This is a genomic window from Streptomyces sp. NPDC036815 (assembly GCF_055609205.1).
The window spans coordinates 942191-968119 of the sequence record NZ_JBVJPW010000001.1; the positions used below are offsets into that span (position 1 = coordinate 942191).

25 protein-coding genes and 1 riboswitch are annotated in these 25929 nt (G+C 72.2%); of the genes, 13 read left to right on the plus strand and 12 right to left on the minus strand.

What is annotated here, in order from left to right:
- Positions 1 to 61 precede the first annotated feature (61 nt).
- The 3 genes from ACZ69I_RS04180 to ACZ69I_RS04190 all read left to right on the plus strand — a co-directional run bounded on the left by ACZ69I_RS04180 (position 62) and on the right by ACZ69I_RS04190 (position 2977).
- Positions 62 to 706: a response regulator gene (locus ACZ69I_RS04180; RefSeq protein WP_467670737.1), complete on the plus strand. Its 645-nt coding sequence runs from the start codon at positions 62 to 64 to the stop codon at positions 704 to 706.
- Between the two features lie 158 nt (positions 707 to 864).
- Positions 865 to 1902, plus strand: coding sequence for a 6-phosphofructokinase (locus ACZ69I_RS04185; RefSeq protein ID WP_470830415.1), 1038 nt, complete (start codon positions 865 to 867; stop codon positions 1900 to 1902).
- Positions 1903 to 1972: 70 nt separating this feature from the next.
- The gene (locus ACZ69I_RS04190) at positions 1973 to 2977 is read left to right on the plus strand and encodes a 2-hydroxyacid dehydrogenase (RefSeq protein ID WP_470830416.1); all 1005 of its coding nucleotides are present in this window, start codon (positions 1973 to 1975) and stop codon (positions 2975 to 2977) included.
- On the opposite strand, the gene ACZ69I_RS04195 is transcribed toward ACZ69I_RS04190, so the two are convergent.
- Complete coding sequence (locus ACZ69I_RS04195) at positions 2920 to 4851, minus strand: anthranilate synthase family protein (RefSeq protein ID WP_470830417.1); 1932 nt, start codon at positions 4849 to 4851, stop codon at positions 2920 to 2922. The genes ACZ69I_RS04190 and ACZ69I_RS04195 overlap by 58 nt on opposite strands.
- Positions 4852 to 5120: 269 nt before the next feature.
- Here ACZ69I_RS04195 and ACZ69I_RS04200 point away from each other — a divergent pair, with 269 nt between their 5' ends.
- Positions 5121 to 6473, plus strand: a complete 1353-nt coding sequence (locus ACZ69I_RS04200) for a class II 3-deoxy-7-phosphoheptulonate synthase (RefSeq protein WP_467668243.1) — start codon at positions 5121 to 5123, stop codon at positions 6471 to 6473.
- A gap of 153 nt (positions 6474 to 6626) precedes the next feature.
- Positions 6627 to 6875: a (2Fe-2S)-binding protein gene (locus ACZ69I_RS04205; RefSeq protein ID WP_467668241.1), complete on the plus strand. Its 249-nt coding sequence runs from the start codon at positions 6627 to 6629 to the stop codon at positions 6873 to 6875.
- Positions 6876 to 6879: 4 nt separating this feature from the next.
- Here the strand turns inward: ACZ69I_RS04205 and bfr are convergent, their stop codons facing one another.
- Positions 6880 to 7359 carry a bacterioferritin gene (gene bfr, locus ACZ69I_RS04210; protein ID WP_457476112.1) on the minus strand — a complete coding sequence of 160 codons (480 nt, stop codon included), beginning with the start codon at positions 7357 to 7359 and terminating at the stop codon, positions 6880 to 6882.
- 165 nt (positions 7360 to 7524) lie between these two features.
- Between bfr and ACZ69I_RS04215 the strand changes: the two genes are divergently transcribed.
- Positions 7525 to 8157 (plus strand): sulfite oxidase-like oxidoreductase, encoded by a 633-nt coding sequence (locus ACZ69I_RS04215; RefSeq protein ID WP_470830418.1) that lies wholly within the window; start codon positions 7525 to 7527, stop codon positions 8155 to 8157.
- 13 nt (positions 8158 to 8170) lie between these two features.
- Here the strand turns inward: ACZ69I_RS04215 and ACZ69I_RS04220 are convergent, their stop codons facing one another.
- The 5 genes from ACZ69I_RS04220 to thiO form a co-directional block, all read right to left on the minus strand.
- Positions 8171 to 9064 carry a deoxyribonuclease IV gene (locus tag ACZ69I_RS04220; RefSeq protein ID WP_470830655.1) on the minus strand — a complete coding sequence of 298 codons (894 nt, stop codon included), beginning with the start codon at positions 9062 to 9064 and terminating at the stop codon, positions 8171 to 8173.
- 66 nt (positions 9065 to 9130) lie between these two features.
- Complete coding sequence (pknB, locus tag ACZ69I_RS04225) at positions 9131 to 11080, minus strand: Stk1 family PASTA domain-containing Ser/Thr kinase (RefSeq protein WP_470830419.1); 1950 nt, start codon at positions 11078 to 11080, stop codon at positions 9131 to 9133.
- Positions 11081 to 11199: 119 nt separating this feature from the next.
- The gene (locus ACZ69I_RS04230) at positions 11200 to 11994 is read right to left on the minus strand and encodes a thiazole synthase (RefSeq protein WP_467668234.1); all 795 of its coding nucleotides are present in this window, start codon (positions 11992 to 11994) and stop codon (positions 11200 to 11202) included.
- 3 nt (positions 11995 to 11997) lie between these two features.
- Positions 11998 to 12210, minus strand: coding sequence for a sulfur carrier protein ThiS (gene thiS / locus ACZ69I_RS04235; RefSeq protein ID WP_467668232.1), 213 nt, complete (start codon positions 12208 to 12210; stop codon positions 11998 to 12000).
- Positions 12207 to 13430, minus strand: coding sequence for a glycine oxidase ThiO (thiO, locus tag ACZ69I_RS04240; RefSeq protein WP_470830420.1), 1224 nt, complete (start codon positions 13428 to 13430; stop codon positions 12207 to 12209). Before thiO ends, thiS begins: the two co-directional genes overlap by 4 nt.
- A riboswitch (TPP riboswitch) is annotated at positions 13428 to 13541 on the minus strand. Its footprint overlaps the gene before it by 3 nt.
- A 202-nt stretch (positions 13542 to 13743) precedes the next feature.
- On the opposite strand from thiO, the gene ACZ69I_RS04245 reads away from it, so the two are divergent.
- The 5 genes from ACZ69I_RS04245 to ACZ69I_RS04265 all read left to right on the plus strand — a co-directional run bounded on the left by ACZ69I_RS04245 (position 13744) and on the right by ACZ69I_RS04265 (position 18235).
- A complete protein-coding gene (locus ACZ69I_RS04245; RefSeq protein ID WP_467670733.1) occupies positions 13744 to 14907 on the plus strand; it encodes an NAD(P)/FAD-dependent oxidoreductase in 1164 nt (387 codons plus the stop codon).
- Positions 14908 to 15162: 255 nt separating this feature from the next.
- Entirely contained in the window at positions 15163 to 15528 is a 366-nt protein-coding gene (locus ACZ69I_RS04250) for an Rv2175c family DNA-binding protein (RefSeq protein ID WP_467668228.1), read from the plus strand.
- 114 nt (positions 15529 to 15642) lie between these two features.
- Positions 15643 to 16302: a thiamine phosphate synthase gene (gene thiE / locus ACZ69I_RS04255; RefSeq protein WP_467668226.1), complete on the plus strand. Its 660-nt coding sequence runs from the start codon at positions 15643 to 15645 to the stop codon at positions 16300 to 16302.
- Positions 16303 to 16405: 103 nt separating this feature from the next.
- Positions 16406 to 17323: a methylenetetrahydrofolate reductase [NAD(P)H] gene (gene metF / locus ACZ69I_RS04260; RefSeq protein ID WP_470830421.1), complete on the plus strand. Its 918-nt coding sequence runs from the start codon at positions 16406 to 16408 to the stop codon at positions 17321 to 17323.
- A 45-nt stretch (positions 17324 to 17368) separates the two neighbouring features.
- A complete protein-coding gene (locus ACZ69I_RS04265) occupies positions 17369 to 18235 on the plus strand; it encodes a hypothetical protein (protein ID WP_470830422.1) in 867 nt (288 codons plus the stop codon).
- 10 nt (positions 18236 to 18245) lie between these two features.
- Here ACZ69I_RS04265 and ACZ69I_RS04270 read toward each other — a convergent pair whose 3' ends face one another.
- The 5 genes from ACZ69I_RS04270 to ACZ69I_RS04290 all read right to left on the minus strand — a co-directional run bounded on the left by ACZ69I_RS04270 (position 18246) and on the right by ACZ69I_RS04290 (position 24259).
- Positions 18246 to 19766, minus strand: coding sequence for a phytoene desaturase family protein (locus ACZ69I_RS04270; RefSeq protein ID WP_470830423.1), 1521 nt, complete (start codon positions 19764 to 19766; stop codon positions 18246 to 18248).
- A 30-nt stretch (positions 19767 to 19796) separates the two neighbouring features.
- Positions 19797 to 20411 carry a DUF4126 domain-containing protein gene (locus tag ACZ69I_RS04275; RefSeq protein WP_467668218.1) on the minus strand — a complete coding sequence of 205 codons (615 nt, stop codon included), beginning with the start codon at positions 20409 to 20411 and terminating at the stop codon, positions 19797 to 19799.
- A gap of 353 nt (positions 20412 to 20764) precedes the next feature.
- Positions 20765 to 21385: a TetR/AcrR family transcriptional regulator gene (locus ACZ69I_RS04280; protein ID WP_467668216.1), complete on the minus strand. Its 621-nt coding sequence runs from the start codon at positions 21383 to 21385 to the stop codon at positions 20765 to 20767.
- A gap of 47 nt (positions 21386 to 21432) precedes the next feature.
- The gene (locus tag ACZ69I_RS04285; protein WP_470830424.1) at positions 21433 to 23517 is read right to left on the minus strand and encodes a YhgE/Pip family protein; all 2085 of its coding nucleotides are present in this window, start codon (positions 23515 to 23517) and stop codon (positions 21433 to 21435) included.
- Positions 23489 to 24259, minus strand: a complete 771-nt coding sequence (locus ACZ69I_RS04290) for an ATP-binding cassette domain-containing protein (RefSeq protein WP_470830425.1) — start codon at positions 24257 to 24259, stop codon at positions 23489 to 23491. Before ACZ69I_RS04290 ends, ACZ69I_RS04285 begins: the two co-directional genes overlap by 29 nt.
- Before the next feature lie 159 nt (positions 24260 to 24418).
- Here ACZ69I_RS04290 and ACZ69I_RS04295 point away from each other — a divergent pair, with 159 nt between their 5' ends.
- Complete coding sequence (locus ACZ69I_RS04295; protein ID WP_470830426.1) at positions 24419 to 24967, plus strand: SAV_6107 family HEPN domain-containing protein; 549 nt, start codon at positions 24419 to 24421, stop codon at positions 24965 to 24967.
- Positions 24968 to 25065: 98 nt separating this feature from the next.
- Positions 25066 to 25845 carry a methyltransferase gene (locus ACZ69I_RS04300; RefSeq protein ID WP_467668208.1) on the plus strand — a complete coding sequence of 260 codons (780 nt, stop codon included), beginning with the start codon at positions 25066 to 25068 and terminating at the stop codon, positions 25843 to 25845.
- Positions 25846 to 25929 lie beyond the last annotated feature (84 nt).

Here is a 25929-nt window from a genome sequence, read left to right on the forward strand (position 1 = left end):
CGGGGCAGCCGGGGCCACGGGGTCGGCGGGGGACGGGGCGGCGACCGGCGCGATCCGGGTCATGGTCGTCGACGACCACCCCATGTGGCGCGACGCGGTCGCCCGTGACCTCGCGGAGGCGGGCCTCGACGTGGTCGCCACCGCGGGCGACGGCGAGCAGGCGGTCCGCCGCGCGCAGGCGGCCGCCCCCGACGTCCTGGTCCTCGACCTGAACCTCCCGCTCAAGCCGGGCGTGCAGGTCTGCAAGGAGCTCGTCGGCGCCAACCCGGCGCTGCGCGTCCTGGTCCTCTCGGCGAGCGGCGAGCACGCCGACGTCCTGGAGGCCGTCAAGTCCGGCGCCACCGGCTACCTCCTGAAGTCGGCGTCCACCGAGGAGCTGATCGACGCGGTGCGCCGCACGGCCGTCGGCGACGCGGTCTTCACGCCGGGCCTCGCGGGCCTGGTCCTCGGCGAGTACCGCCGCCTGGCCACCGAGCCCGCGACCGGCACCCCGGACGACCCCAAGGCCCCGCGGCTCACCGACCGTGAGACGGAGGTCCTGCGGCTCGTCGCCAAGGGCCTGAGCTACAAGCAGATCGCCGAGCGCCTGGTCATCTCGCACCGCACCGTGCAGAACCACGTCCAGAACACGCTCGGCAAGCTCCAGCTGCACAACAGGGTCGAGCTCGTGCGGTACGCGATCGAGCGGGGTCTCGACGACGCGTGACCCGCGCGAAGCCGCCGACGCGCGCCCCTCGTACGAGTGAAAGCGCGTGATCAACTCCCCAGCGCAGCAAAGGAATTGACCGTTCGCACCGTCCCGGAGTGACCTGGATCACCATTAGCGTGACTCGCATCAGGTCACTGAGGCGAAGGGACTGTTCCATGGGGGCCAAGAAAATTGGCGTACTGACCGGAGGCGGCGACTGCCCCGGGCTCAATGCCGTCATCCGGGGCATCGTCCGCAAGGGCGTCCAGGAGTACGACTACGACTTCGTCGGCTTCCGGGACGGCTGGCGCGGTCCGCTGGAGGGCGACACCGTCCCGCTCGACATTCCGGCGGTCCGCGGCATCCTGCCGCGCGGCGGCACCATCCTCGGCTCGTCGCGCACCAACCCGTTCAAGGCGGAGAACGGCGTGCGCCGCATCAAGGAGAACCTCGCCAAGTACGAGGTCGACTCCCTCATCGCGATCGGCGGCGAGGACACCCTCGGCGTCGCCGCCCGGCTCACCGACGAGTACGGCGTCCCGGTCGTCGGCGTCCCCAAGACCATCGACAACGACCTCTCCGCCACCGACTACACCTTCGGTTTCGACACCGCGGTCGGCATCGCGACCGAGGCCATCGACCGCCTCCACACCACCGCCGAGTCGCACATGCGCGTCCTCGTCGTCGAGGTCATGGGCCGCCACGCGGGCTGGATCGCGCTGCACTCGGGCCTCGCGGGCGGCGCGAACGTCATCCTCATCCCCGAGCAGCGCTTCGACCTGGACCAGGTCTGCGGCTGGGTGACCTCGCGCTTCAAGGCGTCGTACGCCCCGATCGTCGTCGTCGCCGAAGGGGCCATGCCCAAGGACGGCGAGATGGTCCTCAAGGACGGGACGCAGGACTCCTTCGGGCACGTCCGGCTCTCCGGCGTCGGCGAGTGGCTCGCCAAGCAGATCGAGGGGCGCACCGGCAAGGAGGCGCGCACCACGGTCCTCGGGCACGTCCAGCGCGGCGGCACGCCCAGCGCCTTCGACCGCTGGCTGGCCACCCGGTTCGGGCTGCACGCGATCGAGGCAGTGCTGGACGGCGACTTCGGCAAGATGGTCGCGCTGCAGGGCACGGACGTGGTGCGGGTGCCGATCGCGCAGGCCACGGCGAAGCTGAAGACGGTGGACCCGGCGCTCTACAGCGAGGTCGGCGTCTTCTTCGGCTGACCCCGCCCGTTCCCCGGGACGGCCCCGGCTCCGGGTGCCGTCCCGGGAGGATCTCCATAGACTCGCGACCATGGAGATCCTCGCGTTCGGCGTGCAGTCCGACGAGAAGCCGCTGATCGAGAAGGCCTTCGCCGGACACCACGACGTCCGCTGCACGAACGTCTTCCTCAACGAGGACACCGCCCCCATCGCCGCGGGCTACGAGATCATCTCCTCCAGCGTCAACGCCACGCTGAACAACCGCGTCCTGCAGACCCTCGCCGCCGGTGGGACGCAGATGATCGCCCAGCGCTCCACCGGCTTCAACAACATCGACCTGCTGGTCGCCGAGCGGCTCGGTCTGACCGTCGCCCGGGTCTCGTCCTACTCGCCGTACTCCGTGGCGGAGTTCGCCTGGACCCTGGCGATGACCGTCAACCGCCGCGTCGTCCGCGCCAGCAACCGCACCCGCGACTTCGACTTCCGCCTCGACGGGCTGATGGGGCGCGACCTGCACGGCCGCACGGTCGGCGTGCTCGGCACCGGCAAGATCGGCGAGGCCTTCACCCGCATCGCGCACGGCTTCGGCATGCGCCTGCTCGGCTGGGACGTCGCCGAGAACCCCGCCTGCGTCGCGCTCGGCATGACGTACGTGCCGAAGGACGAGCTGCTCGCCGAGGCGGACCTCGTCAGCCTGCACGTCCCGCTGCTCCCCAGCACCCAGCACCTCATCGGCGCCGACGCGCTGCGGATGATGAAGGACGACGCGATCCTGGTGAACTCCAGCCGCGGCGGCCTGGTGGACACCGAAGCCCTGGTCGGGGAGTTACGGGCCGGCCGCTTCGCGGGCGTGGGCCTGGACGTGTACGAGGCGGAGGCGGGACTGTTCTTCCTCGACAAGTCCCTGGAGGTCGTCGCCGACGACACGCTGGCCCGCCTCGTCACGTTCCCCAACGTCGTGGTCACCTCCCACCAGGCGTACTACACCGAGGACGCGGTCGGCCAGATCATCGACACCACGCTGCGCAACGTCCTGGACTACCGGGCGGGCCGCCGCTCCGAGAACGTCCTCGTCCCCGCGGCGGCCAGGAGCTGACCGAGCAGGTCCCGCACGATCGCGGCCCCGCGCAGGGTGAGCACCGACTCCGGGTGGAACTGCACCCCCGCGACCGCGAGGCCCGGCGCGCCCGCGGCACGGCGCGGCCCGCGCACCGCGTGCACCTCGCCGGTGTCCGTGTCCCTGCTGACCTCGATGCCGTGCGCGGCCAGCTCCGCCGCCGCCTCGTCGTCGCAGCGCGCCACGAAGCTGTTGTAGAACCCGACGGTCTCGGTCCGCCCGAACAGGTCGATGCACGTCTGCGCGCCCTGGTACGGCACCTCCTTGCGGACGATCTCCAGGCCCAGCTCGGCCGCGATCAGCTCGTGCCCGAGGCAGACGCCGAGCACGCCGTGCTCGTGGGTGCGCACCACATCGGCGGCCAGCGAGCGCAGGAACCGCATCTTCGGATCGGCGAGGTCGGACGGGTCGCCGGGGCCCGGGCCGAGCACGACGGGCCCCTCGTGCGCGAGCACCGCCTCCCGCAGTCCCTCCTCGTCGTACCGCCGCACCGACACCCGAAGGCCCGAGGAGCGCAGCACGTGCGCGAGCATCGAGGTGAACGTGTCCTCGCCGTCCACGACCAGCGCGTGCCCCACAAGCTCGTGGGACGGCTCCTGCATCCGCAGCCAGAACGGCGCGAGCCCGGCCCGCCGCCCGTCCAGGGCCGCACGCACGCGCGGGTCGTCGGCGAGCGGGGCGCGCGCGGCCTCGTGCCGGGGCCTGCCAGGACGTACGCCGAGCGCGGCGAGGACCCCCGCGGCCTTCGCGTGCGTCTCGGCGACCTCGCCCAGCGGTTCGGAGCCGCGCACCAGCGTCGCGCCCACCGGCACCCGCAGGCGCCCGGCCGCGGAGATGTCGGCGGTGCGGATGAGGATGGGGGAGTCCAGGGTCTGCGCGCCGCCCGCGTCGCGGCCGATGAGGGCGAGGGCGCCCGCGTAGTAGCCACGGCCGACACCGTCCCGCCCGACGGGCTCGTAGCGCTCGATGACGCGGCAGGCGTTCTGCACGGGCGAGCCGGTGACGGTCGCCGCGAACATCGTCTCCTTCAGGACCTCCCGCACGTCGAGGGACGACCTGCCCCGCAGCTCGTACTCGGTGTGCGCGAGGTGGGCCATCTCCTTCAGGCGCGGCCCGACCACGACGCCGCCCATGTCGCCGACCGTGCACATCATCTTGAGCTCCTCGTCGACGACCATCGAGAGCTCCTCGGTCTCCTTGCCGTCCGCGAGGAAGGCGAGCAGGCCGTCGGCGGTGGGCCCGTCGGCCGGGTAGCGGTACGTCCCGCTGATGGGGTTCATGACGACGGTCCCGCCGGACATCCGCACGTGCACCTCGGGGCTGGCCCCGACGAGCGTCCGCTCTCCGGTGTGCATGACGTACGTCCAGTACGCGCCCCGCTCGCCCACGAGGAGCCGCCGGAAGAGCGCGAGCGCGTCGGCCCGGTCGAAGCCCGGGATCTCTCCCTCGTACGTACGCCGGATGACGAAGTTGGCGCCCTCGCCCCGGCCGATCTCCTCGCGCAGGACCCGCTCCACGATGTCCGCGTACGCCGCGTCGGCCACGTCGAAGGCCCCGCCCTCGACGCGCACGTCGTGCGAGGGCAGCGCCGCGAGGGCCTCGGCGAGCGGCAGCGCGTACCGCTCGTCGGGGGTCAGGACGGTCAGCGGCGTGCCGTCGTCGCGGACGTCGAAGCCGCGCTCCCTGATCTGCCGGAAGGGCACGAGCGCGAGCCCCTCGGGAATGTCCGCGAGCCGCTCGTACGTGCCCGTCGGGCCGATCAGGACCTCGACCGTGTCGTGGTCGTGGCCCGGCGTGCGGCGGCGCAGCAGGGCGAAGGGGCGGTCGTCGGACAGCAGGTCGGTGAGGTGCATGGCTGGGGTTCCTTCTCACTGGGAGAGGAACGGCCCGCTCCCGGGAAGGTCCGGAAAACACTGAAGGCCGCCCCTCGGGCGGCCTTCGCGAGTCTGTGTGCGCGCAGAGTCAGTGGGCCGCCGGATGAGCGGGCCACCACCAGTTCTGGGTCGTCTTCTGCGTACGCATGTCCGGCACCCTAGCGCATCGTCGAACGCCCGGTGTTTCCTCCGTCTCACTTCGTGAGCGGGGGAATGGACGGCGCGCATCACCACGTAGTGTTGACGAGGTGACCGTGAACGCTAAGACCACCGCTACCGGTGGCAACACCTGGCGAAACCTGCCCGCGGCGCAGCAGCCCGAGTACCCCGATGCCGAGGCTCTGCGCGATGTGATCGCGGACCTCGAGTCGTATCCGCCGCTCGTCTTCGCGGGCGAGTGCGACCAGCTGCGCGCCCGCCTGGCCTCTGTCGCCAAGGGAGAGGCGTTCCTGCTCCAGGGCGGCGACTGCGCCGAGGCCTTCGACGCGGTGTCCGCCGACCACATCCGGAACAAGCTGAAGACGCTGCTCCAGATGGGCGCCGTCCTCACGTACGCGGCGTCCGTGCCCGTCGTGAAGGTGGGCCGCATCGCCGGGCAGTACTCCAAGCCGCGCTCCAAGGGCACCGAGACCCGCGACGGCGTGACCCTGCCGACGTACCGCGGCGACTCCGTCAACGGCTTCGACTTCAACGAGAAGGCCCGCGTCCCGGACCCCGAGCGGCTGAAGCGGATGTACAACGCCTCCGCCTCCACGCTCAACCTGGTGCGCGCCTTCACCACCGGCGGTTACGCCGACCTGCACCAGGTGCACGCCTGGAACCAGGACTTCGTGAAGTCGTCCCCGTCCGGCCAGCGGTACGAGCAGCTGGCCCGCGAGATCGACAACGCGCTCAACTTCATGAAGGCCTGCGGCACCGACCCGGAGGAGTTCAAGACCGTCGAGTTCTACGCCTCCCACGAGGCGCTGCTGCTCGACTACGAGACGGCGCTGACCCGCGTCGACTCCCGCACCGGGCGGCTGTACGACACCTCGGGCCACATGGTCTGGATCGGTGAGCGCACCCGCCAACTGGACCACGCGCACATCGAGTTCGCCTCCCAGGTGCGCAACCCCATCGGCGTCAAGCTCGGCCCGACCACGACGGCCGAGGAGGCGCTGCAGTACATCGAGCGCCTCGACCCCGACCGCGAGCCCGGCCGGCTGACCTTCATCGTCCGGATGGGCGCCGACAAGGTCCGCGACAAGCTGCCCGAGCTCGTCGAGAAGGTCACCGCCTCCGGCGCGACCGTCGCCTGGATCACCGACCCGATGCACGGCAACACCTACGAGGCGGCCTCCGGTCACAAGACCCGCCGCTTCGACGACGTGCTCGACGAGGTCAAGGGCTTCTTCGAGGTCCACAAGGCCCTCGGCACGCACCCGGGCGGCATCCACGTCGAGCTCACCGGTGACGACGTCACCGAGTGCGTGGGCGGCGGCGACGAGATCTTCGTCGACGACCTCCACCAGCGCTACGAGACGGCCTGTGACCCGCGGCTCAACCGCAGCCAGTCGCTCGACCTGGCGTTCCTGGTCGCCGAGATGTACCGCGACCAGTAGGTTCTCCGGCTGTACGCACGAGTGGGGCGCGGATCCGTGTGATCCGCGCCCCACCGGCGTATCAGGGCTTTTGTGGACTCGGGGGGCTGGGTAAGGTTAGGTTAGCCTCACCGATCAATCGGGACGGCGCTGCCGATGAGTCCACTCCGGGAGGTGAACCGCGTGTACGTCTGCAACTGTTTCGGGGTCACCGAAGCGCAGGTGAAGAAGCACGCGGAGGACGGTGCCTGCACCCCCCGCCAGATAGCGTCGGCCTGCAAGGCCGGCACGGACTGTGGTTCGTGCGTGCGGCGCATCCAGGCGCTGCTCGGCCGGGGCGCGTGCCCCCGCCGGGAGCTGGTGGACCAGGGCGAACCCGCCGTGGCGCTGGCCGCCGACGCGCAGCTCCCCGAGGCCGCCTGACTCCCTAGCTCTCCGGCTGCTCGATGAGCTGCGCGATGTAGAGCGCCTCACCGAGCTTCTCGACCAGTTCGAGCTGGGTGTCCAGATAGTCGATGTGGTGCTCCTCGTCCTCGAGGATCGACTCGAAGATGTTCGCGGACGTGATGTCGCCCTTGGCGCGCATCACCTCGATGCCGCGCCGGAGGCGGTCGATCGCCTCCACCTCCACCTGACGGTCGGCCTGGAACATCTCCGTGACCGTCTGGCCGACCCGGACGTGGAAGAGCCGCTGGTAATTGGGCAGACCGTCGAGGAACAGAATCCGGTCGGTCAGCACCTCCGCGTGCTTCATCTCGTCGAAGGACTCGGACCGGGTGTACTTCGCGAGCTTCGTCCAGCCGAAGTTTTCCTGCATCTTGGCGTGGAGAAAGTACTGGTTGATCGCCGTGAGTTCGGCGGTCAGCTGCTCGTTGAGAAATTCGATGACCTCGGGGTCGCCCTGCATCGCAGAGGCTCCTTCCACACGGGTTACTGGGCAGGTGACGCGCATCCTTGCACCGGTGTTCGGAGGCCGTCCAGTAAGTGCACGCTTAGTAGGAGTTGCCCCAATCAGCACCCCCGGGGTTACGGCTGGTCACGTCCACCGCCCCGGGTCTGTCAGGATGGAGCCATGGGTCAGCCGGCGGAACGCGCATCTCGACAGGCGGCGGAGCCGGAGCTTCCGCCGGGTCAGCGGCTGCAGCGCGGCTGGCCGGTCACGCACTACGGCCCGGTGCCGAAGTTCCGTCCCGAGCGCTGGGAGTTCAGGGTCTTCGGCGCCACCGCCGACGGTGGGAAGCACTGCTGGACCCACGAGGAGTTCTCCGCCCTGCCGTACGACACGGTGGTCGCGGACCTGCACTGCGTCACGAAGTTCAGCATGCTGGGCGCCGAATGGGGCGGGGTCCCGGCCCGTACGCTCCTGGAGATCGCGCCGCCCGCGCCGGACACCACGCACGTGATGGTCTGGGCCGAGTACGGCTTCAGCTCGAATCTGCGGCTCGCGGACTTCGCCTCCGACCGCACGATTTTCGCCACCCATAAAGGCGGCGAACTGCTCACCGCGGAGCACGGTTTCCCGCTGCGGCTCGTCGTGCCCCACCTGTACGCCTGGAAGGGCCCCAAGTGGGTCCGCGGCATCGAGTACATGACGGCCGACCGCCGCGGCTTCTGGGAGGAGCGCGGCTACCACAACCTCGGCGACCCCTGGCAGGAGCAGCGCTACTCCTACCAGGAGGAGCCCGGGGACGGCCCCGAGCTCTAGAGGCTCCCGAGCTCTAGAGGCTCCTGAGTTCCTTCAGGCGTGCCACGTCGGCGGCGTGCCCCTCCTTGCCACCCGGCGTCTCGATCACCAGCGGTACGCCCTCCGTGGCGGGGTGGAGCATCAGTTCACGGAAGGGGTCGGCGCCGATGTGGCCGGTGCCGATGTTCTCGTGGCGGTCCTTGTGGGCGCCGACGACGTCCTTGGAGTCGTTGGCGTGCACCAGCTTCAGACGGCCCTCGCCGACCGTGTCCACCAGGAGGTCGAGGGTCTGCTTCATGCCGCCCGGGCCCGCCAGGTCGTGGCCCGCCGCGTAGATGTGGCAGGTGTCCAGGCAGACGCCCAGCTTGGGGTGGGCGTCAAGCGCCTCGAAGTACGGCCCGAAGTCCCAGGTGCGCGAGCAGAGCGAGGCGCCCTGGCCCGCGGTCGACTCCAGGAGGAGGAAGGGGTCGTCGTCGTGCGTCAGCTCGTCGAGCAGCGGCAGCATGCGGTCGCGCACCTGCTGCAGGGCGACCGCGCGGTCCCGGCCGCCGGTCGCCGAACCCGTGTGCACGACGACGCCGAGCGCGCCGATCGCCCGGGCCCTGCGCAGCGAGTGGCGCAGTGAGTCGACGGACTTCTCGACGGTGGCCTCGGTGTGCGAGCCGAAGTTGATGAGGTAGGGCGCGTGGACGTACGCGGGGATCCGCTCGGCCGCGCAGACCGCGCGGAACTCCTCGTCCTGCTTCGGGTTGCCGGGCGGGGTCGCCCAGCCGCGGGGGTTGGCCACGAAGACCTGGACGGCCTCGGCGCCGAGCTCACGGGCGTACGACAGGCCGACCGTGGCGAGGCCGCCGGCCACGGGGACGTGGCCGCCGACGGGGTTGCGGGACGCTGGGCTGGGGGGCTTGTTGCTGCTCACACCCTCCAGGGTGGCATGCGCGCGGCGATGCTCCGTCGGCGGTCCGGAGCCCGTGCCGGGCCCCGGACGTGCGGCTCAGCGGATCGTGATGGTGATCGTCGAGTTCTTCGGCGCCTTGTCGCCGCCGTCCACCGACTGCTTCTTCACGGTGTCGCCGAAGAGGCCCAGGAGGCCGCGGTCCTCGTCCACGTCGAAGCCCGCCCCCTCCAGCTTGTCCTTGGCGTCGTCGACGCTCATCCCGGTCACGTCCGGGACCTCGATCATCGGCTGGCCCTTGGAGATCGTCAGGGTGACCGTGTCGCCCTCGGCGAGCGTCTTGTCCTGGCCGGGCGACTGCTCGGCGACGTCGCCCTTGTCCTCGTCCGAGTAGACCTGCTTCGTGGCGATCTCGACCTTGAGCCCCTCCTCCTCCAGCTCGGAGGTGGCGTCGGCCTCGGACTCGCCCGTCACGTCGGGGACCTGGACCGGACGGCCCTTGCTGACGACCAGGGCGACGGCCGAGCCCGCCTTGCGGGTGAAGCCGGCCCGCGGGTCCGTGCTGATCACGGCGCCCTTCTTGACGTCCTCGCTGAAGCGCTTGGTGACCATGCCCGGCGCGAGCCCGGAGTTCTCGAGCTCCTTCTTCGCCGTGGCCAGCGCGATGTTCTTGACGTTCGGGACCTTGACGGTCTCCGGGCCCAGCGAGACGGTCAGCGTCACCTTGCCGTTCTGCCGGATGCGCTCGCCCACCGCGGGGTCGCTGGCCATGACCGTGCCGCGCTTGTCCGTGTCGCTGTACTTGCGCTCGATGTTCTTCACATCGAGCCCGGAGTCGTCGAGCCGCTGCTTCGCCTGAGCCTCGGTCTTCGACAGGAGCGGCGGGACCTTCGTGAACTGGCCGGAATTGATGTACCAGATGCCGGTGCCGAGGCCCAGGACCAGGACGACGGCGGCTATCACCGCGATCATGCGGCGCCGCGGATCGAACCGCCTGCGCGAGGGCGGGGCGGCGGCGGGCGGGCCCGGCGGCGGGGTCGCGAGGACGCTGGTGCGGTTCAGCGCGTCCTGACCGTCCTGGGAGCCGTCCGCGGGCAGCGGGAGCTGGACGGAGCGCGCCGCGCGCGGGATCACGCTCGTACGGTCCTCGGCGTTGTCGTGCGCCGCCGTGTGGGCCTGCGGCGGCACCGCGTCGAGCTGCTCCTCGGTCAGGGCGGCCCGCGCCTCCCTGAGCTGCGCGAGGAGCGCCACCGCGTCGTACGGGCGCACGTCCGGATGGCGCGCGGTGGCGGAGGCGACCACCTCGTCGAGCGCGAGGGCGAGGCCGGGGACGGCCGCCGACGGGGGCGGCACGTCCTCGTTGAGGTGCTGGTAGAGGACCTGGGCGGGGGAGTCACCGGAGTGCGGCTTGGCGCCGGTCAGCATTTCGTAGAGCACGACCCCGCAGGCGTACACGTCCACGCGGGTGTCCGACGTGCCGTGCTCGATCTGCTCGGGGGCGAGGTAGGAGACGGTGCCGAGGACGGTGCCGGTCGTGTTCGTGACCGTGTCCACCGCGCGGACGAGCCCGAAGTCGGCGACCTTCACCCGGCCGTCGTCCCCTATGAGGACGTTCTCGGGCTTCATGTCGCGGTGCACGAAGCCGGCGCGGTGCGCGGCGCCGAGCGCGGCGAGGACCGGCTCCAGGATGTCGAGCGCCGCCCGCGGCTGCAGCGCGCCGCGCTCGCGCAGCACGTCGCGCAGGGTGCAGCCCGCGATGTACTCCATCGCCAGATACACGTACGCCCCGTCCGCGCCCTGGTCGAAGACGCCGACCACGTTCGGGTGCGAGAGGCGGGCCACCGACTTGGCCTCGCGGATGAAGCGCTCGACGAACGAGGCGTCGGCCGCCAGCGCCGGGTGCATCACCTTGAGCGCGAGCACGCGGTCGAGACGGGTGTCCACGGCCCGGTAGACCGTGGCCATCCCGCCGACCGCGATGCGCCCGTCGATCCGGTAACGGCCGTCGAGCAGCTGCCCGACGAGCGGGTCCTGAAGGGTCGTGTCCACGCAGGGGAGTCTACGAGGCACCACGGACACGTCTCCCCGCCCGGGCGGATTCGGGGCGCTACTGCAGCCGAGCTGTAACGCTGCGCGCCGTGCCCACGCGGACGGGGCCGACGCCGGCCCTAGAACGCGGGCCGCTCCGGATCGAGCCGGGCCATGCCCTCCGCCGGGGAGGACGCCTCCGCGAAGTGCCGGCGCGGGATCCGCCCGGCCCGGTGCGCCAGGCGCCCCGCCTCGACGCCGTGCCGCATGGCCTCCGCCATCAGGACCGGCTCCTGCGCCCGCGTCACCGCGGAGGCGAGCATCACACCCGCGCAGCCCAGCTCCATCGCGATCGTCGCGTCGGACGCCGTGCCCGCGCCCGCGTCCAGGATCACCGGCACGCGCGCGTGCTCCACGATCAGCTGGAAGTTGTGCGGGTTGCGGATGCCGAGACCGGAGCCGATGGGGGAGCCGAGCGGCATGATCGCCGCGCAGCCCACGTCCTCCAGCTTCCGCGCGAGCACCGGGTCGTCGTTCGTGTACGGCAGCACGGTGAAGCCGTCGTCCACCAGGACCTCCGCGGCGTCCAGGAGCTCCACCGGATCGGGCAGCAGGGTGCGCTCGTCGGCGATCACCTCGAGCTTCACCAGATCCGTGCCGAGCGCCTCCCGCGCGAGCCGGGCGGTGAGGACGGCCTCGCCCGCGGTGAAACAGCCCGCCGTGTTCGGCAGGACGCGGATGCCGAGCCGGTCGAGGACGCTGAGCACGGAACCCTGCACGCCCGGGTCGAGGCGGCGCATCGCGACCGTGGTCAGCTCCGTGCCGGACGCGACGAGGGACCGCTCGAGGACGTCGAGGCTGGGCGCACCGCCCGTGCCCATGATCAGGCGCGAGGAGAGGGTGAGCCCGCCGATGACGAAGGGGTCGTCTGCCATGGTTCAGCCTCCCTGGACTGCGGTGAGTACTTCGACGCGGTCGCCCTCGGCGAGCGCGGTGACCGACCACTGCGCGCGCGGGACGACGGTTTCGTTGACGGCGGCGGCGACACCGGAGTGCGCCGTGGAGAGGGTGGCCACGAGGGCTTCGAGCGTGGTGCCCGAGGCCACATCGCGTGCTTCTCCATTGACGGAAACGGCGAAAGGCGTGCTCATACGGGTTGCTCCGTGAAGGACTGCGGGCGGGGCGGGACGGGGCCCGAGGCTGCGCCGTCGAAGCGGCGCGGGGTGAACGGGCGCGCCTCGTCCGGCAGTTCACCGGTGGTCAGGGCGTGCGCCATCACATCGCCGGTGAGGGGCGTCAGGAGGACGCCGTTGCGGTGGTGGCCGGTGGCCAGCTGGAGTCCGGGGAGCCGGGTCGGGCCGAGCAGCGGCGCGTTGTCGGGCGAGCCGGGCCGCAGCCCCGCGCGGGTCTCGGTCAGCGGCAGCTCCGTGATGCCGGGCACGAGCTCGTGCGCGTCCCGCAGGAGTCCGTACACGCCGCCCGCGGTGACCGTGGTGTCCCAGCCGAGCTCCTCGCTGGTCGCGCCGACGACGAGCTCGCCGTTCTCGCGCGGCACGAGGTAGACGTGGCTGCCCCGCACCATGGCGCGCACGGTGCGGCTCAGGAACGGGGCGTACGCCTTCGGCACCGTCAGCCGCAGCACCTGACCCTTCACGGGGCGCACGGGCGGCAGGACGTCGCCGGGGACGCCCGCGAGGCGCCCGCTGAGGCTGCCCGCCGCGAGCACGGTCTGCGCCGCGCTCAGCTCGGTGCCGGCCGCGAGGACGACGCCGCGCGCCCGGCCGCCCGCCACCGAGAGGCGCTCGGCCCGGGCGCGGTGGAAGGCCACGCCGGTCCGCTCGCAGGCCACCACGAGCGCCGCCGCGAGCCTGCGCGGGTCGATCTGGTGATCGCCGTCGACCCGCAGCCCGCCGCGTACGCCCGGCGCGAGCATCGGCTCCAGACGGCGGCACTCGCGGCCGCTCAGCCACTGGGAGTCGAGCCCCGAACGGCGCTGCAGGTCGTGCAGCTCGCGCAGGTGGGCGCGGTCGTCGGAGTCAAGTGCGACGGCGAGCGTGCCGGACGCGCGGTAACCGAGGCCGTGCCCGCTCGCCTCGGTCAGCTCGGCGGCGAAGCCGGGGTAGCGGCGGGCGGATTCGAGGTTGATGCCGAGCAAGGTCTGCTCGCCGTAGTGGAGTTCGGTGACGGCGGCCAGCATGCCCGCCGCGACCTGGGCGGCGCCGCCGCCCGGCTCGGGGTCCACGACCGCCACGGAGAGCCCGCGCTGCGCGGTCCGCCAGGCCGTGACCAGGCCGATGACGCCGCCTCCGACGACCAGGACGTCAGAGGTGGCCGATGGTGGCGTCGTCGGCGATGTCGTACGTGGATGCATGGGCGTCCAGCCCCTCCCTTCGCCGGCATGACCCGGATCAGGTTCGTACGGTCGGAGGCCGTCCCAGCCTCCCTCTCAGCCCGGTCCGTCCGGGCTCCCGCGAGTGCTCTGCACCCGCCACCCTAGCCCGTCGCTCCGCGTGGCAGTAGGGGAGCTGTCCGGGTACGGGCAGTGACGGTGTGTCAGAGATCTCCTCGTCTCCGTCTGAGATCACTCCCGCCCGCCGCCCTACAGTGATCGGGTGAGCGAGCAGCAGAGGCAGACCGGGAAAGAGCGGCAGGCGGAGCGGCGCGTCGTCATCGTCGGCGCGGGCATGGCCGGGGTGCAGACGGCGGTGGCCCTGCGCGAGCAGGGGTTCACCGGCACGGTCACCGTCGTCGGCGCGGAGCCGCACCAGCCGTACGACAGGCCGCCGCTGTCCAAGGCGGTGCTGCTCGGCAAGGCGGAGGGCTCCGCCTTCGACATCGACTTCGAGGCGCTCGGCATCGAGCTGGTCCTCGGCCGCGCGGTCACCGGGGTGCGCCCCGCCGACCACGAGCTGGACACCGCGACGGGCCCCGTCGCGTACGACGACCTGGTCCTCGCGACCGGCGCCGAGCCGATCGGGCTGCCCGGCACCGAGGGCGTACCCGGCGTGCACCTCCTGCGCACCCTGGACGACGCGGAGCGGCTGCGCCCGGTCCTCGCCGAGCAGCACGACGTCGTGGTCGTCGGGGCGGGCTGGATCGGCGCGGAGTTCGCGACGGCCGCGCGCGAGGCGGGCTGCGCCGTCACCGTCGTCGAGGCGGCGGAGCGACCGCTCGCGGGGACGCTGCCCGCGGAGGTCGCGGCGCCCATGGCGAGCTGGTACACGGACTCCGGAGCGGTGCTGCGCACCCACGCGCGCGTGGCGAGCGTCGAGGCGGACGCGGTGGTCCTGGCGGACGGGACGCGGGTGCCCGCGGGCGCCGTCGTCGTCGGCATCGGGGCACGGCCCGCGACGGACTGGCTGACCGGCTCCGGCATCGAGCTCGGCGCGCACCGGGAGGTCGTGACCGACGACCTGCTGCGCACGTCGGCGCCCGACGTGTACGCGGTCGGCGACTGCGCCTCCTTCCCTTCGGGGAGGTACGGGGAGCGCCTCCTCGTCCACCACTGGGACAACGCCCTCCAGGGCCCGCGCACGGTGGCGGCGAACATCATCGGCGAGACACCGGCGGCGTACGACCCGGTGCCGTACTTCTGGTCGGAGCAGTTCGGCCGCTTCGTCCAGTACGCGGGTCACCACGCGGCGGCGGATCAGCTGGTCTGGCGGGGTGACCCGACGGGCATGGCCTGGTCGGTCTGCTGGCTCCGCGAGGGCGCCCTGGTGGCGGTCCTGGCGGTGGGCCGCCCCCGGGACCTGGCCCAGGGCCGCAAACTGATCGAATCCGCCACCCCCCTGAACCCGGCCCTGACGTCAGACCCCTCAATCCCCTTGAAGAAGGCATCCCTGTAGCCGCCAGGGCGAGGGGGGCGAAGCCCCCAGGGTCGCGGGGAACGGCGCGACCAGCCCCCACGACCCGCACCCGACGTCCCCAGGGGCGCGGGGAACTGCGCAACACCAGCCCCCACCACCCCGCACCCGACGTCCCCAGGGGCGCGGGGAACTGCGCAACACCAGCCCCCACCACCCCGCACCCGACAGACCACAAGCAAGCCCCCCAAACCCCACCCCCACCCAAGGCCCCCCGGCCAGAGATACGCTGGACCTGTGACCGAGATTGACGCAAAGACCGATGCTCTCGTCCCCGCCTGGCTGCACCTCCCCGACATCGCGGAAATGTTCGATGTCGAGGTGACCCGCGTGCGCCAGCTGGTCAAGGAGGGCACGCTGATCGCCGTACGCCGTGGTGAGAACCGCGCGCTGCAGGTGCCGGCTGCCTTCATCGACGGCGACAAGGTCGTCAAGGGCCTCTCCGGGACCCTGACGCTCCTGAGGGACGACGGTTTCTCCGACGAAGAGATGATCGAGTGGCTCTTCACCCCCGACCCGACCCTGCCCGGTACCCCCGCGCAGGCTCTGAGTGAGAATCGCGGCACGGAGGTGAAGCGCCGAGCCCAGGCGCTCGCCGTCTGAGCAGGTGCCCGGCCGACCAACCAGGACTCGGCCGTCCGGCCTGAACACATCGTCCGGCGTGCGGGGCGCGTGGTCCACGCGCCCCGCACGCCACCGACAACGGGGGACTTCTCCATGGCTGCCGCTGCCGCCGACCACCGCGCCCAGCTCGCGGACGCCCGGCTCTACCTGTGCGTGGACGCCCGCAGGCGCCAGGGTGACCTCCCGGAGTTCCTCGACGCCGTCCTCGCGGGCGGCGTCGACATCGTGCAGCTGCGCGACAAGGCCCTGGAGGCCGCCGAGGAGCTGGAGCACCTCCAGGTCTTCGCGGCTGCCGCGCGGCGGCACGGCAAGCTCCTCGCGGTGAATGACCGCGCGGACGTCGCCCACGCCATCGGCGCGGACGTGCTGCACCTGGGCCAGGGCGACCTGCCGGTCCCCGCGGCCCGCGCCGTCCTGGGCGAGGACGTCCTCATCGGGCGCTCCACGCACGCCGAGCCGGAGGCCGCCGCGGCCGCCGTCCAGGACGGCGTGGACTACTTCTGCACGGGCCCGTGCTGGCCCACGCCCACCAAGCCGGGCCGCCACGCCCCGGGCCTTGACCTGGTCCGTTACACGGCCTCGCTCGGCACGGACCGCCCCTGGTTCGCCATCGGCGGCATCGACGCGGGCAATCTGGACGAGGTCATCGAGGCGGGCGCGCGCCGCGTCGTCGTCGTACGGGCGATCACCGAGGCGGACGACCCCGGGGCCGCCGCGGCCGACTTCGCGAAGCGGCTGCGTACGGCTGTCTGAGCAACAGCCCGGGAGTGTCCGATCCGTGGACAACAACCCGGCAAACCGGCCAAATCTCCCGGCTCTGGTTGGGGGACCGCCGTGGCCTGGCTAACCTGCCCATATGGCCCTAGGCACAGCTTCGACCAGGACTGACCGTGCGCGCACGGTGCGCGACATGCTCGCGACCGGTAAGACGATGTTTTCGTTCGAGTTCTCCGCCCCCAAGACCCCGAAGGGTGAGCGGAACCTCTGGAACGCGCTGCGGCGGGTCGAGGCGGTCGCCCCGGACTTCGTCTCCGTGACCTACGGTGCGGGCGGCTCGACGCGCACCGGCACGGTCAAGGAGACCCAGCAGATCGTCGCCGACACCACCCTGACGCCCGTCGCGCACCTGACCGCGGTCGACCACTCCGTGGCCGAGCTGCGCAACATCATCGGTCAGTACGCGGACGCGGGCATCAGGAACATGCTGGCCGTCCGCGGTGACCCGCCGGGCGACCCGCTCGGCGAGTGGATCGCGCACCCCGAGGGCCTCACGTACGCCGCCGAACTGGTCGAACTGATCAAGGGGTCCGGGGACTTCTGCGTCGGCGTCGCGGCCTTCCCCGCGATGCACCCGCGCTCGCCCGACTGGGACTCCGACACCCGGTACTTCATCGACAAGTGCCGGGCCGGCGCGGACTACGCGATCACGCAGATGTTCTTCGACCCCGAGGAGTACCTGCGGCTGCGCGACCGCGTCGAGGCGGCCGGGTGCGACACCCCGATCATCCCTGAGATGATGCCCGTCACCAACGTCCGCCAGCTCCACCGGCTGCCCGAGCTCAGCAACGCCGTGTTCCCGGCCGAGCTGAAAGAGCGGATGCTCTCGGTCAAAGACGATGCCGCCGCTGTACGCTCCATTGGCATCGAGTTCGCGACGGAGTTCTGTCGGCGGTTGCTGGCCGAGGGCGTGCCGGGACTGCACTTCATCACGCTCAACAACTCCACGGCGACGCTGGAAATCTACGAGAATCTGGGTCTGCACGAGCAGGCCTGAACGGTCGTACCCCCCTGGGCCGCGGCCGAGGGGAGAGGGGCGTACATGGGCTGGACGGTCCTCTACATCGCGTTCGGATGCGTCGCGCTGTGGCTGCTGGGCGAGGTGCTGCTCCAGTACAAGGCGAGGCTGCGCTGGCGCCTGCTGGCCTTCGGGGGTTTCCTCGGGGTCGTCATCGGCGTGGTGATCCCCTCGGTGTGGATCATCGGGATCGGCGCCATCGCCTTCGCCACGGGTCAGACGTACGTGACGCTGTCGTTCCGCCGCGGATTCTCCACCGGCTGGGCGCTCGGCGGCCGGCCGGGCCTGAGCAGGCGCCGCAGGAAGCCCTCGCGCGGCGCCGCCGCGCAGGAGCCGACGCTGCAGGTCTCCGACCTGGAGTACGAGCAGGTCCCGGCGCCGCCCGAGCACGGCCCCGAGGTCCCCGGGGACGGTGGGGTCTACGCCCCCGAGCCGATGCCCGACGACACCGGTCAGTACGGCGTGTACAGCGACGCGGCGTACACCCCGCCGGCCCCGGACGAGGCCCGGCCGGGCGACGCCCACGGCTACGACGCCGCGGCCTTCACCGGCTACGACCAGCAGGGCTACGGGTACGCCGAGACGGGCCGGCAGCAGTACGCCGCCTACTCCGACCCGTACATCGGCACGCAGACCTACGGCACGCAGGGCTACGAGAACTACGGCGACCAGCAGCAGTACGCCCCGTACGGCGGCGACACCTACAGCGGCGGCCTCGGCGAGGCGTACCACGACACCCCGCCCGGCGGAGTCTGGGTGCCGCACCAGCGCACCACCGACGAGCCCTACGGCGGTGAACTCCCGCAGGAGCAGCCCTACCCGTACCACCAGGACGGGAACGCCGGGGGGCACGACGGCTCGGGCTACAACGAGCAGCAGTACCGGTACTGAACCGCGGCGCTCACCGAGAGCCGCGGAACTCCGGCCCCTCCACGATCAGGCCCGCGGCCAGCGTGCCCGACATGCCCGCGTGGGGCAGGCCCCCGCCGGGATGCGACCAGCCGCCGACGGCGAAGAGCCCCGGCAGGGCGGTGCTGTTGGCCGGGTGCAGGAGTGAGCCGCCGGCCGCGGCGAGCGCCGGTGCCGGGACCGCGCCGCCCTCGGCGCCGGTGGCCTCGGCGATGTCGGCCGGGGTGCGGACCTCGTGCCACAGGAGGCGCTCGCGCAGGTCGGGGACGGCCCGCACGGCACGGTCGAGCACGCGCTCGGCGCAGGCGTCGAACGCCTCGCGGGCGGCCCCGTCGGACGCGTCGCGGCACGCGGGCACCGTGACGGTCAGGGTGACCGCCTCGTGCTCCTCGTCCGGCACCGCCGCCGGGTCGTCCGGCCGGGTCACCGTGACCGTGGGGTGCGCCGCCGGGGCGAACGTGTCACCGAACAGCCCGTCCAGCTCCTGCGCGCGGTCCGCCGCGTGCACCACCGTCCGGTGCGGGGCGTCCGCGGGCCGCGGGCCGCGCAGCGCGAGCAGGACCGTCAGCCGGCTCGGCATGGCGGGGCTCACGGGATCTCCCGACGCGCGGACGCCCGCACCGGGAAGTAGGCCGTCCAGAGCGGCGGGCGCGATGCCGGCGACGACGAAGTCGGCGTCCTCGGTGGTGCCGTCCGCGAGCTCCACGCCCGCGGCCCGGCCGTCCTTCTCGACGATTCGCGTCACCGCCGCGCCGAACACGAACTCGACCCGCCGCGCGAGACACCGCTCGTACACCGCCCGGGCCAGCGCCCGCATGCCGCCCCGCACCGACCAGACGCCGAACGTCTGCTCCAGATACGGCAGGACGGCCGCGCTCGCCGGGGTCGTGCGGGGATCCAGGCCGTGCGCGAGCGCGAACTGCTCAAGGAGCGCGATCAGGCGCGGGTCGCCGCCCAGTTCGAGCTCACCGACCTCGGCGAGGGTGGCCGCGCGGCGCTCCTTGCGCAGCAGGCGCTTGCGGGGCACCGAGGGATACGGCTCGCGCGCGGCCAGCACCTCCCAGTTCGGCCACAGGGGCTCTTCGAGGAGGGGGCGGCGCGTGCGGTCCCAGGCTTCCCTGGCCCGGTTCATGAACGCCGCCCAGCGGGCGCCCGCGCCGTCGCCGAGGGCCGCGTCCAGCGCTTCGCCCACGCCCGCGCGGGACACGTTCGGCAGGTCGGCCGTGGTGCCGTCCGCGAAGACATGGCGCACGGCGGGCTCCACCTGGGACAGCTCGACGCACTTCTCCAGGGGCTCCTTGCCCGTCTTGATGAAGAGGTCGCGGTAGACCGCGGGGAGCTGGAGCAGCGTAGGTCCGGTGTCGAAGGCGAAGCCGTCCCGCTCGACACTGCCGAGCGCGCCGCCGTACGTCCCACCGCGTTCGTACACCACCACCCGGTGGCCCGCCACGGCCAGCCGGGCGGCCGCCGTCATCGCGCCTATGCCGGCGCCGATCACCACAATCCGTGCCATGCCAGGGACCTTATCGGCAGCCACCGACCGTCACGGCGGGGGAGTCCCCGTACGCCCCGCCAGCCGCTTCTCCTCGCGCCGCTGCGCCCTGCGCCGCAGGAACCGCCGGATGCGCGAGACGAGGAAGAACAGCAGGAACAGGCCGAGCAGCAGGAGTACGGCGGCGATGACCGCGGCGGCCTCCGGGTAGAACATCGCGAAGCTGATGATGCCGCCGACCCCGAGGTCCTCGGCGGTGCTCATCACGAGGTTGCTGAACGGCTCGGGCGAGGTGTTGACCGCCATCCGCGTGCCAGCCTTCACCGCATGGCTGGCCAGCGCGGTCGACCCGCCCACCGCGCCGGCGGCCAGATCGGAGAGGGACCCGCTCTGCCCGGCGAGGAGCGCCCCCACCACGGCGCCGGACACCGGGCGGATCACGGTGTGCACCGTGTCCCAGACCGAGTCGACGTACGGGATCTTGTCGGCGACGGCCTCGCACAGGAAGAGCACACCGGCCGCGATCAGGACGTCGGGCCGCTGGAGCGCCTCGGGGACCTCGTCGCTGACGCCGGTCGCCCCGAAGATGCCGAGCAGCAGGACAACGGCGTACGCGTTGATCCCGCTCGCCCAGCCGCTGGTGAACACCAGGGGGAGTACGGACACGGACGTGATCGTAACCAGTCCGGGACGGCCAGGCCCGGGGTTGAGCACGCGCGCCTGAGTATCCGTACCTAGTGAGTGAGATGAGTACGCGCACGGATGGGCCGCCACCTGCGAAGACGGAAGAGTGTGGAGCACGGAGAGGGGCGCGGGACCGGTACCGCCGACACGGGGCGGCGGAACGGTGCCGCGCCCTCGACCGCTCCTCCCGCCACCCGGCGGGAGCGAGGTGCGGGGGCGACTCGGGGGACGACCGCACGGGGGGTGCGGGGGGACACGAGAAGGCGCCGGTCCGGTGCCGCCCAGGGACAGGGGGGCACCGGACCGGCGCCGTTCGTACGCGCGCTCGGCGGTGGCTACGCGCGTGTGCCGCTCACCCGGCCCTGCAGCAGCCGCGAAAGCGCCGCGTGCACGTCGTCGAGCGAGCGTTCCGGCTGGAAGGCCTGCCAGTCCAGCGCGGCCACGAGGACCATGCCGACGAGCGCGGCTGCCGTCAGCGGGATGTCGATCTCCTCGCTGAGCTCGCCGTTGCCGACCCCGGCCCGCAGCACGTCCTCGACCACCGCGACGGCCTGTTGCCTGACCACGAGCAGCGTGGACTGCCAGGCCCGGTTGGTCCGCCACAGCTCGGCGACGTAGAGCTGGGTGAAGGCCGGATAGCGGTTGATGAAGACCAGGCCGGCCCTGATCATCGCGTCGAGGGCGTCGACCTTGCTGCCGCCCGCGCCGTCCACCTCGTCGGCCGCCGCCTTCAGGGAGGCGGTGAGCAGGCCGACGCCGTGCCGCAGCAGCTCTTCGAAGAGGACCGACTTGCTCGCGAAGTTGTAGTAGACGGTCCCCTTCGCGACCCCCGCCCGCTCCGCGATCTCGTCGACCGTCGTGGCCGAGAAACCCTGTTCCGCGATAAGGGTGACCGCGGCCTCGTAGAGCTTCTGCCGAGTGGCCTCACGGCGGCTGCTGCCTGCACTGCTGTCCATGGTCCTGATTCTCACAGGTTCCGCCGCCCGGCCCCGCCCGGCCGTCCTCACAGCGTCAGCTCCGGGTGCAGCCGGTCCAGGGTCCACACCTGCTTGCGGCGCGCGGCGAGCGCGGTGAGCGCGAGGGCCCCCAGGGTGAAGGCCGTCAGGACCGCGCAGCCCTGCCAGACGGGGCCGAGGCCGCCGCCCGTGATCAGTCTCCGGAGCGCCTCGACGACGTAGCTCATCGGCAGGAAGGGATGGAGCGCGCTGAAGAAGCCGGGGCTGGTCTGGACGGGGTACGTGCCGCCCGCCGACGTCAGCTGCAGCATCAGCGCCGCGAGGACGAGGATCCGGCCGGCCGCTCCGAAGCGGGCGTTCAGCCACTGCACGATCGCCGCGAAGCACGCCGTCACCAGGCAGAGGAAGCCCACCGTCCCGGCCGCCCTGGTCATCTGCAGGCCGAGCCCCCAGTGCAGGACCGACAGCAGGGCCGCGGTCTGGAGCACGCCGAGGGCGGCCACCGGGAGCCATCCTGCGAGCGCGATGCGCCAGGCGGAGGCGCCCGCGGCGAGCGCGCGCCGGTTGAGCGGCTGGATCAGCATGTACGCCACCATCGCGCCGACCCACAGGGAGAGCGGGATGAAGTACGGCGCGAAGCCCGTGCCGTAGTTGGGCGCCTTGTGCAGGGACTGGGAGGCGAGCTGTACGGGGTCGGCCATGACGCCGGTGCGCTCGTCGCGGTCCTTCTTGTCGTAGTCCGGGATCTTCTCGACGCCGTCGTGCAGCCCGCCGGACAGCTTCGCGGAGCCGTCGGCCAGCTTGAACATGCCGCCCTTGAGGTCGCCCGCGCCCGTCTCCAGCTTGCCGATGCCGGTGTCGAGGTCGGTGGCGCCGGTCTCGGCCGTGCCGAGCCCGGCGTTCAGCTTCCTGGCGCCCTTGGCGACCTTGCCCGCGCCCTTGTTGAGGTCGTTGATCCGGGTGACGGCCGTCTCCAGGTCCTCGTCGAGGTGCGGAGCGCGGTCGGCGAGCGCCTGCGACTTCTTCTGCAGGGCGGCCAGGTGCCGGTCGAGCTCCTTGACGCCGCCCCTCTGGTCCTTGATCACGGTGTTCATGTCGTCCGCGATGGCCGACACGTTCGCCGCCGCCTTCTTGGCGTCCTTGATCTGCGGGCAGTAGGGGTCGGGCACCGGGGCCTTCTCGCAGCGCTCCGAGTAGAACTTGTCGATCACCCGGGAACTGTTCTCGGCGTGCTTGGCGGCCCCCGGCGCGAGCTCGACCCAGGTGTCCAGGTGGTGGCGGAGCGCCTTGGAGGAGTCGGCGACGAGCTGGGCCGTGTCGCCGATGGTCTTGCCGTTGTCCTTGAGGAAGGGCCGCACCTTGTCCGCGGTGCCGTTGACCTTGTCGGCCAGCTTCTGGGTGCCGTCGGCGACCTTCTTCGAGCCGTCCGCCAGTTTGCCCGCGCCCGTGTGCAGCTTCTCGACGCCCCCGGCCAGCTTGCCGCTGCCGTCCTTGGCGTCCCCGAGACCGTTCGCGAGGTCCTTGGAGCCCTTCTTCGCCTTGCCGATGCCGCTGTCCAGCTTGTCGGCGCCCTTCGCGGCCTTCTCGGTCGCTCCGTGGATGTCGGAGAACGAGATGAAGATCTTGTCGAGGAACGAGCGCGACGCCTTCGTGGACGCGGCGGAGCGCACCTCGGAGAAGACCGTCCGGGAGATCTGCCCGACGATGTAGTTGTTGGCGTCGTTCGTCTTGACCCGCAGGGCGCCCGTCTCCGGGGAGGACCCCGAACTCGACGCGATGCGCTTGCTGAAGTCCGTGGGCATCGTCAGCGACAGGTAGTACGTCCCGTCCTCCACGCCCTCGCGCGCCTCGGCGTCGCTCACCTCGTGCCATTCGAACGTCTTGCTGTCCCGCAGCCCCTCGACGATGTTGTCGCCCGCCGCGAGCTTCTTGCCCTGCGCGGTGGCTCCCTCGTCGTCGTTGACGAGCGCCACGGGGATGCGGTCGAGATGGCCGTACGGGTCCCAGAAGGACCACAGGTACAGGGCGCCGTAGAGCAGGGGCAGCAGCAGGAGCGCGACGAGCGCGGCGCGCGGCAGCTTTCCCCTGCCGAAGCGCCTGAGCTCAAGCGCGGCGAGCTTCGGCGAGCGCATCCGCCGCCTCCTTGTCGTCGTCGGCGGAGGTCACGGCCGGGCCGGTGCGGACGACGACCGCGCCCTCGGGCGCCTCGCTGCACACCGCGAGCACGGTCGTCCCGCGCTCCGTGAGGGACTTCAGCATCGCCCAGGCCTCGGCCCGTTCGGCGTCCGAGAGCTTCAGGTCGGTGTCGTCGACGCCCAGCACGTGCGGGCGGCCGATCAGGGCCAGGGCCACGGAGAGCCGCAGGACTTCTGGCCGGTCCAGGTCGCGGACGGCGGTCCTGCGTCCCTTGGGCAGGGTCTCCAGGTCGAGTCCGACGGCCGTCAGCGCGGTGTCGACGCGCAGCCGCAGCTCGTTCCCGCGCTCGCCGCGGGGCCTCAGGAGCCCGCGCAGCGAGCCGCCGAACCGCCGCTCCAGGAGCGCCCGTTCGCGCAGGTGCTCGGCCACGGTCAGGGCGGGGTCGAGATCGGTCACCCCGGGCACCGGGCCGAGCCCGCTGATCCGGCGCACCGCGGCCAGTTGCCCGGGCAGTCGGTAGCGGCCCACGGCCGCGTGGCCCTCGGTGGCACGCATACGTCCGGTGAGAGCGAGCAACAGACAGGTGCGGCCCGATCCCGACGGGCCCTCCAGCGCGATCAGCGATCCGGGCTCCGCCTCGATCCCGATGCCGCGGAACGCCCAGCCCCGCGGCCCCTCGAGGCCGAAGCCCTCGGCGGTGACGGCGGCTCCGCGCGCGCCGTCGGTCGGACCGTCCACAGTCCCCCCTGCCCCTCTTTTGAACTGACTGGTCAGTACAAAAGTAAGCCCGAACCTACGATCCAGGCAAAGGGCCAGGTCAGAGCCGATTGTCAGTGGCGTACTCCACGATGGGCACATACGGCCACTGCGCCGTCACACGACGACAGGAGGTTCGTCATGGCCAGCACTTCCGCAGCAGCCGCACGTCGGCACCGCGCCGTCGCCCCTGCTTCCGCACTGACCGGCCCGGCGAGCGATGTCCACCCCGTCCTGCGCCGCGCCACGGCCCCGCCGGCCGCCCTCGAACTGCTCGCCCAGGCCCGCGCCGGAATCGACGAGGCGGCCCGCCCGGCCCCGGCCAACGAGCGCTACGCCACCGCCCACCTCGCCGCCCTGCGCACCGCCGCCGCCGTCCTCGCCGCGCGCGGTCGCCCCGAGACGACCCCGCGCCGCAGGCAGCGCATCCGCAGCGCCTGGGAAGTCCTGCCCGAGATAGCCCCCGAACTGACCGAGTGGAGCGCCCTGTTCGCCTCCGGCGCCGCCCGCAGGGCCCGCGCCGAGGCGGGCATCAGGGACGCCGCCACCACCCGCGACGCCGACGACCTGCTCCGTGACGTGGCGATGTTCCTGCGCATCGTCGAGCGGATGCTGGTGCTCCAGCCCGTGCTGCCCCAGCCCCGGCAGGACTCCCAGGACGCGGGCCGGGAGCCGCCGGACGCGGGCTGACCGGCGGCTGGGCGGCGCGGGACGGGTGGCCGGGGCACGGTGCGGCAGGCAATAGGGTGGAGGTGATCGCAACCCCACGCGCCGAGGAGTCAACTGCCGTGTCGGACCCGATGCGCCCCCGCGCTTCTCTCCGTACCGCCGTGGTCTGGGACGTCCTGAAAGACGCCCTCGACCGCCGCGTCAAGGTCACCGGCCGGGAGTCACGCACCGAACTCGATGTGCTCGACACCGGAGGCGGCAGCGGCAACTTCGCGGTGCCCGTCGCCCGCCTCGGCCACCGCGTCACCGTCGTCGACCCCAGCCCGAACGCCCTGTTCGCGCTGGAGCGCCGGGCCGCCGAGGCCGGCGTCGCCGAGCGGGTGCGGGGCGTCCAAGGCGACGTGCTCGGCCTCTTCGACGTCGTCGGGCGCGGCGGCTTCGACGCGGTCCTGTGCCACGGCGTCCTGGAGTACGTGGACGACCCCGCGGAGGGCGTGCGCCTCGCCGTCGACGCTCTGCGTCCTTCCGGCGTGCTCAGTCTGCTCGGCGCCGGACTCGGCGGCGCGGTGCTCGCGCGGGCCCTCGCCGGGCACTTCAAGGAGGCGCAGAACGCGCTCACCGACCCGGCGGGCCGCTGGGGCGAGGGTGACCCCGTGCCGCGCCGCTTCACCGCCGAGCAGCTCACCGAGCTGGTCGAGGCGGCGGGCGTGCGTGTCGACGCGGTGCACGGCGTCCGGGTCTTCGCCGACCTGGTCCCCGGCGTCCTCGTGGACACCGAGCCGGGCGCCCTCGAGGCCCTCCTGAAGCTGGAGGCCGCCGCCGCGGAGCTGCCCGCTTTCCACTCCGTCGCCACCCAGCTGCACGTGCTCGGTGAGGCGCGGGGCGCGGACGGGGCCTGAGTTACCCCTGCGGCCGAGCTCTGATCAGGGGCGCAGCCGCACATGGAGTACGCCACAGGCCCCCCGAACGGGCTACGGGCGCCG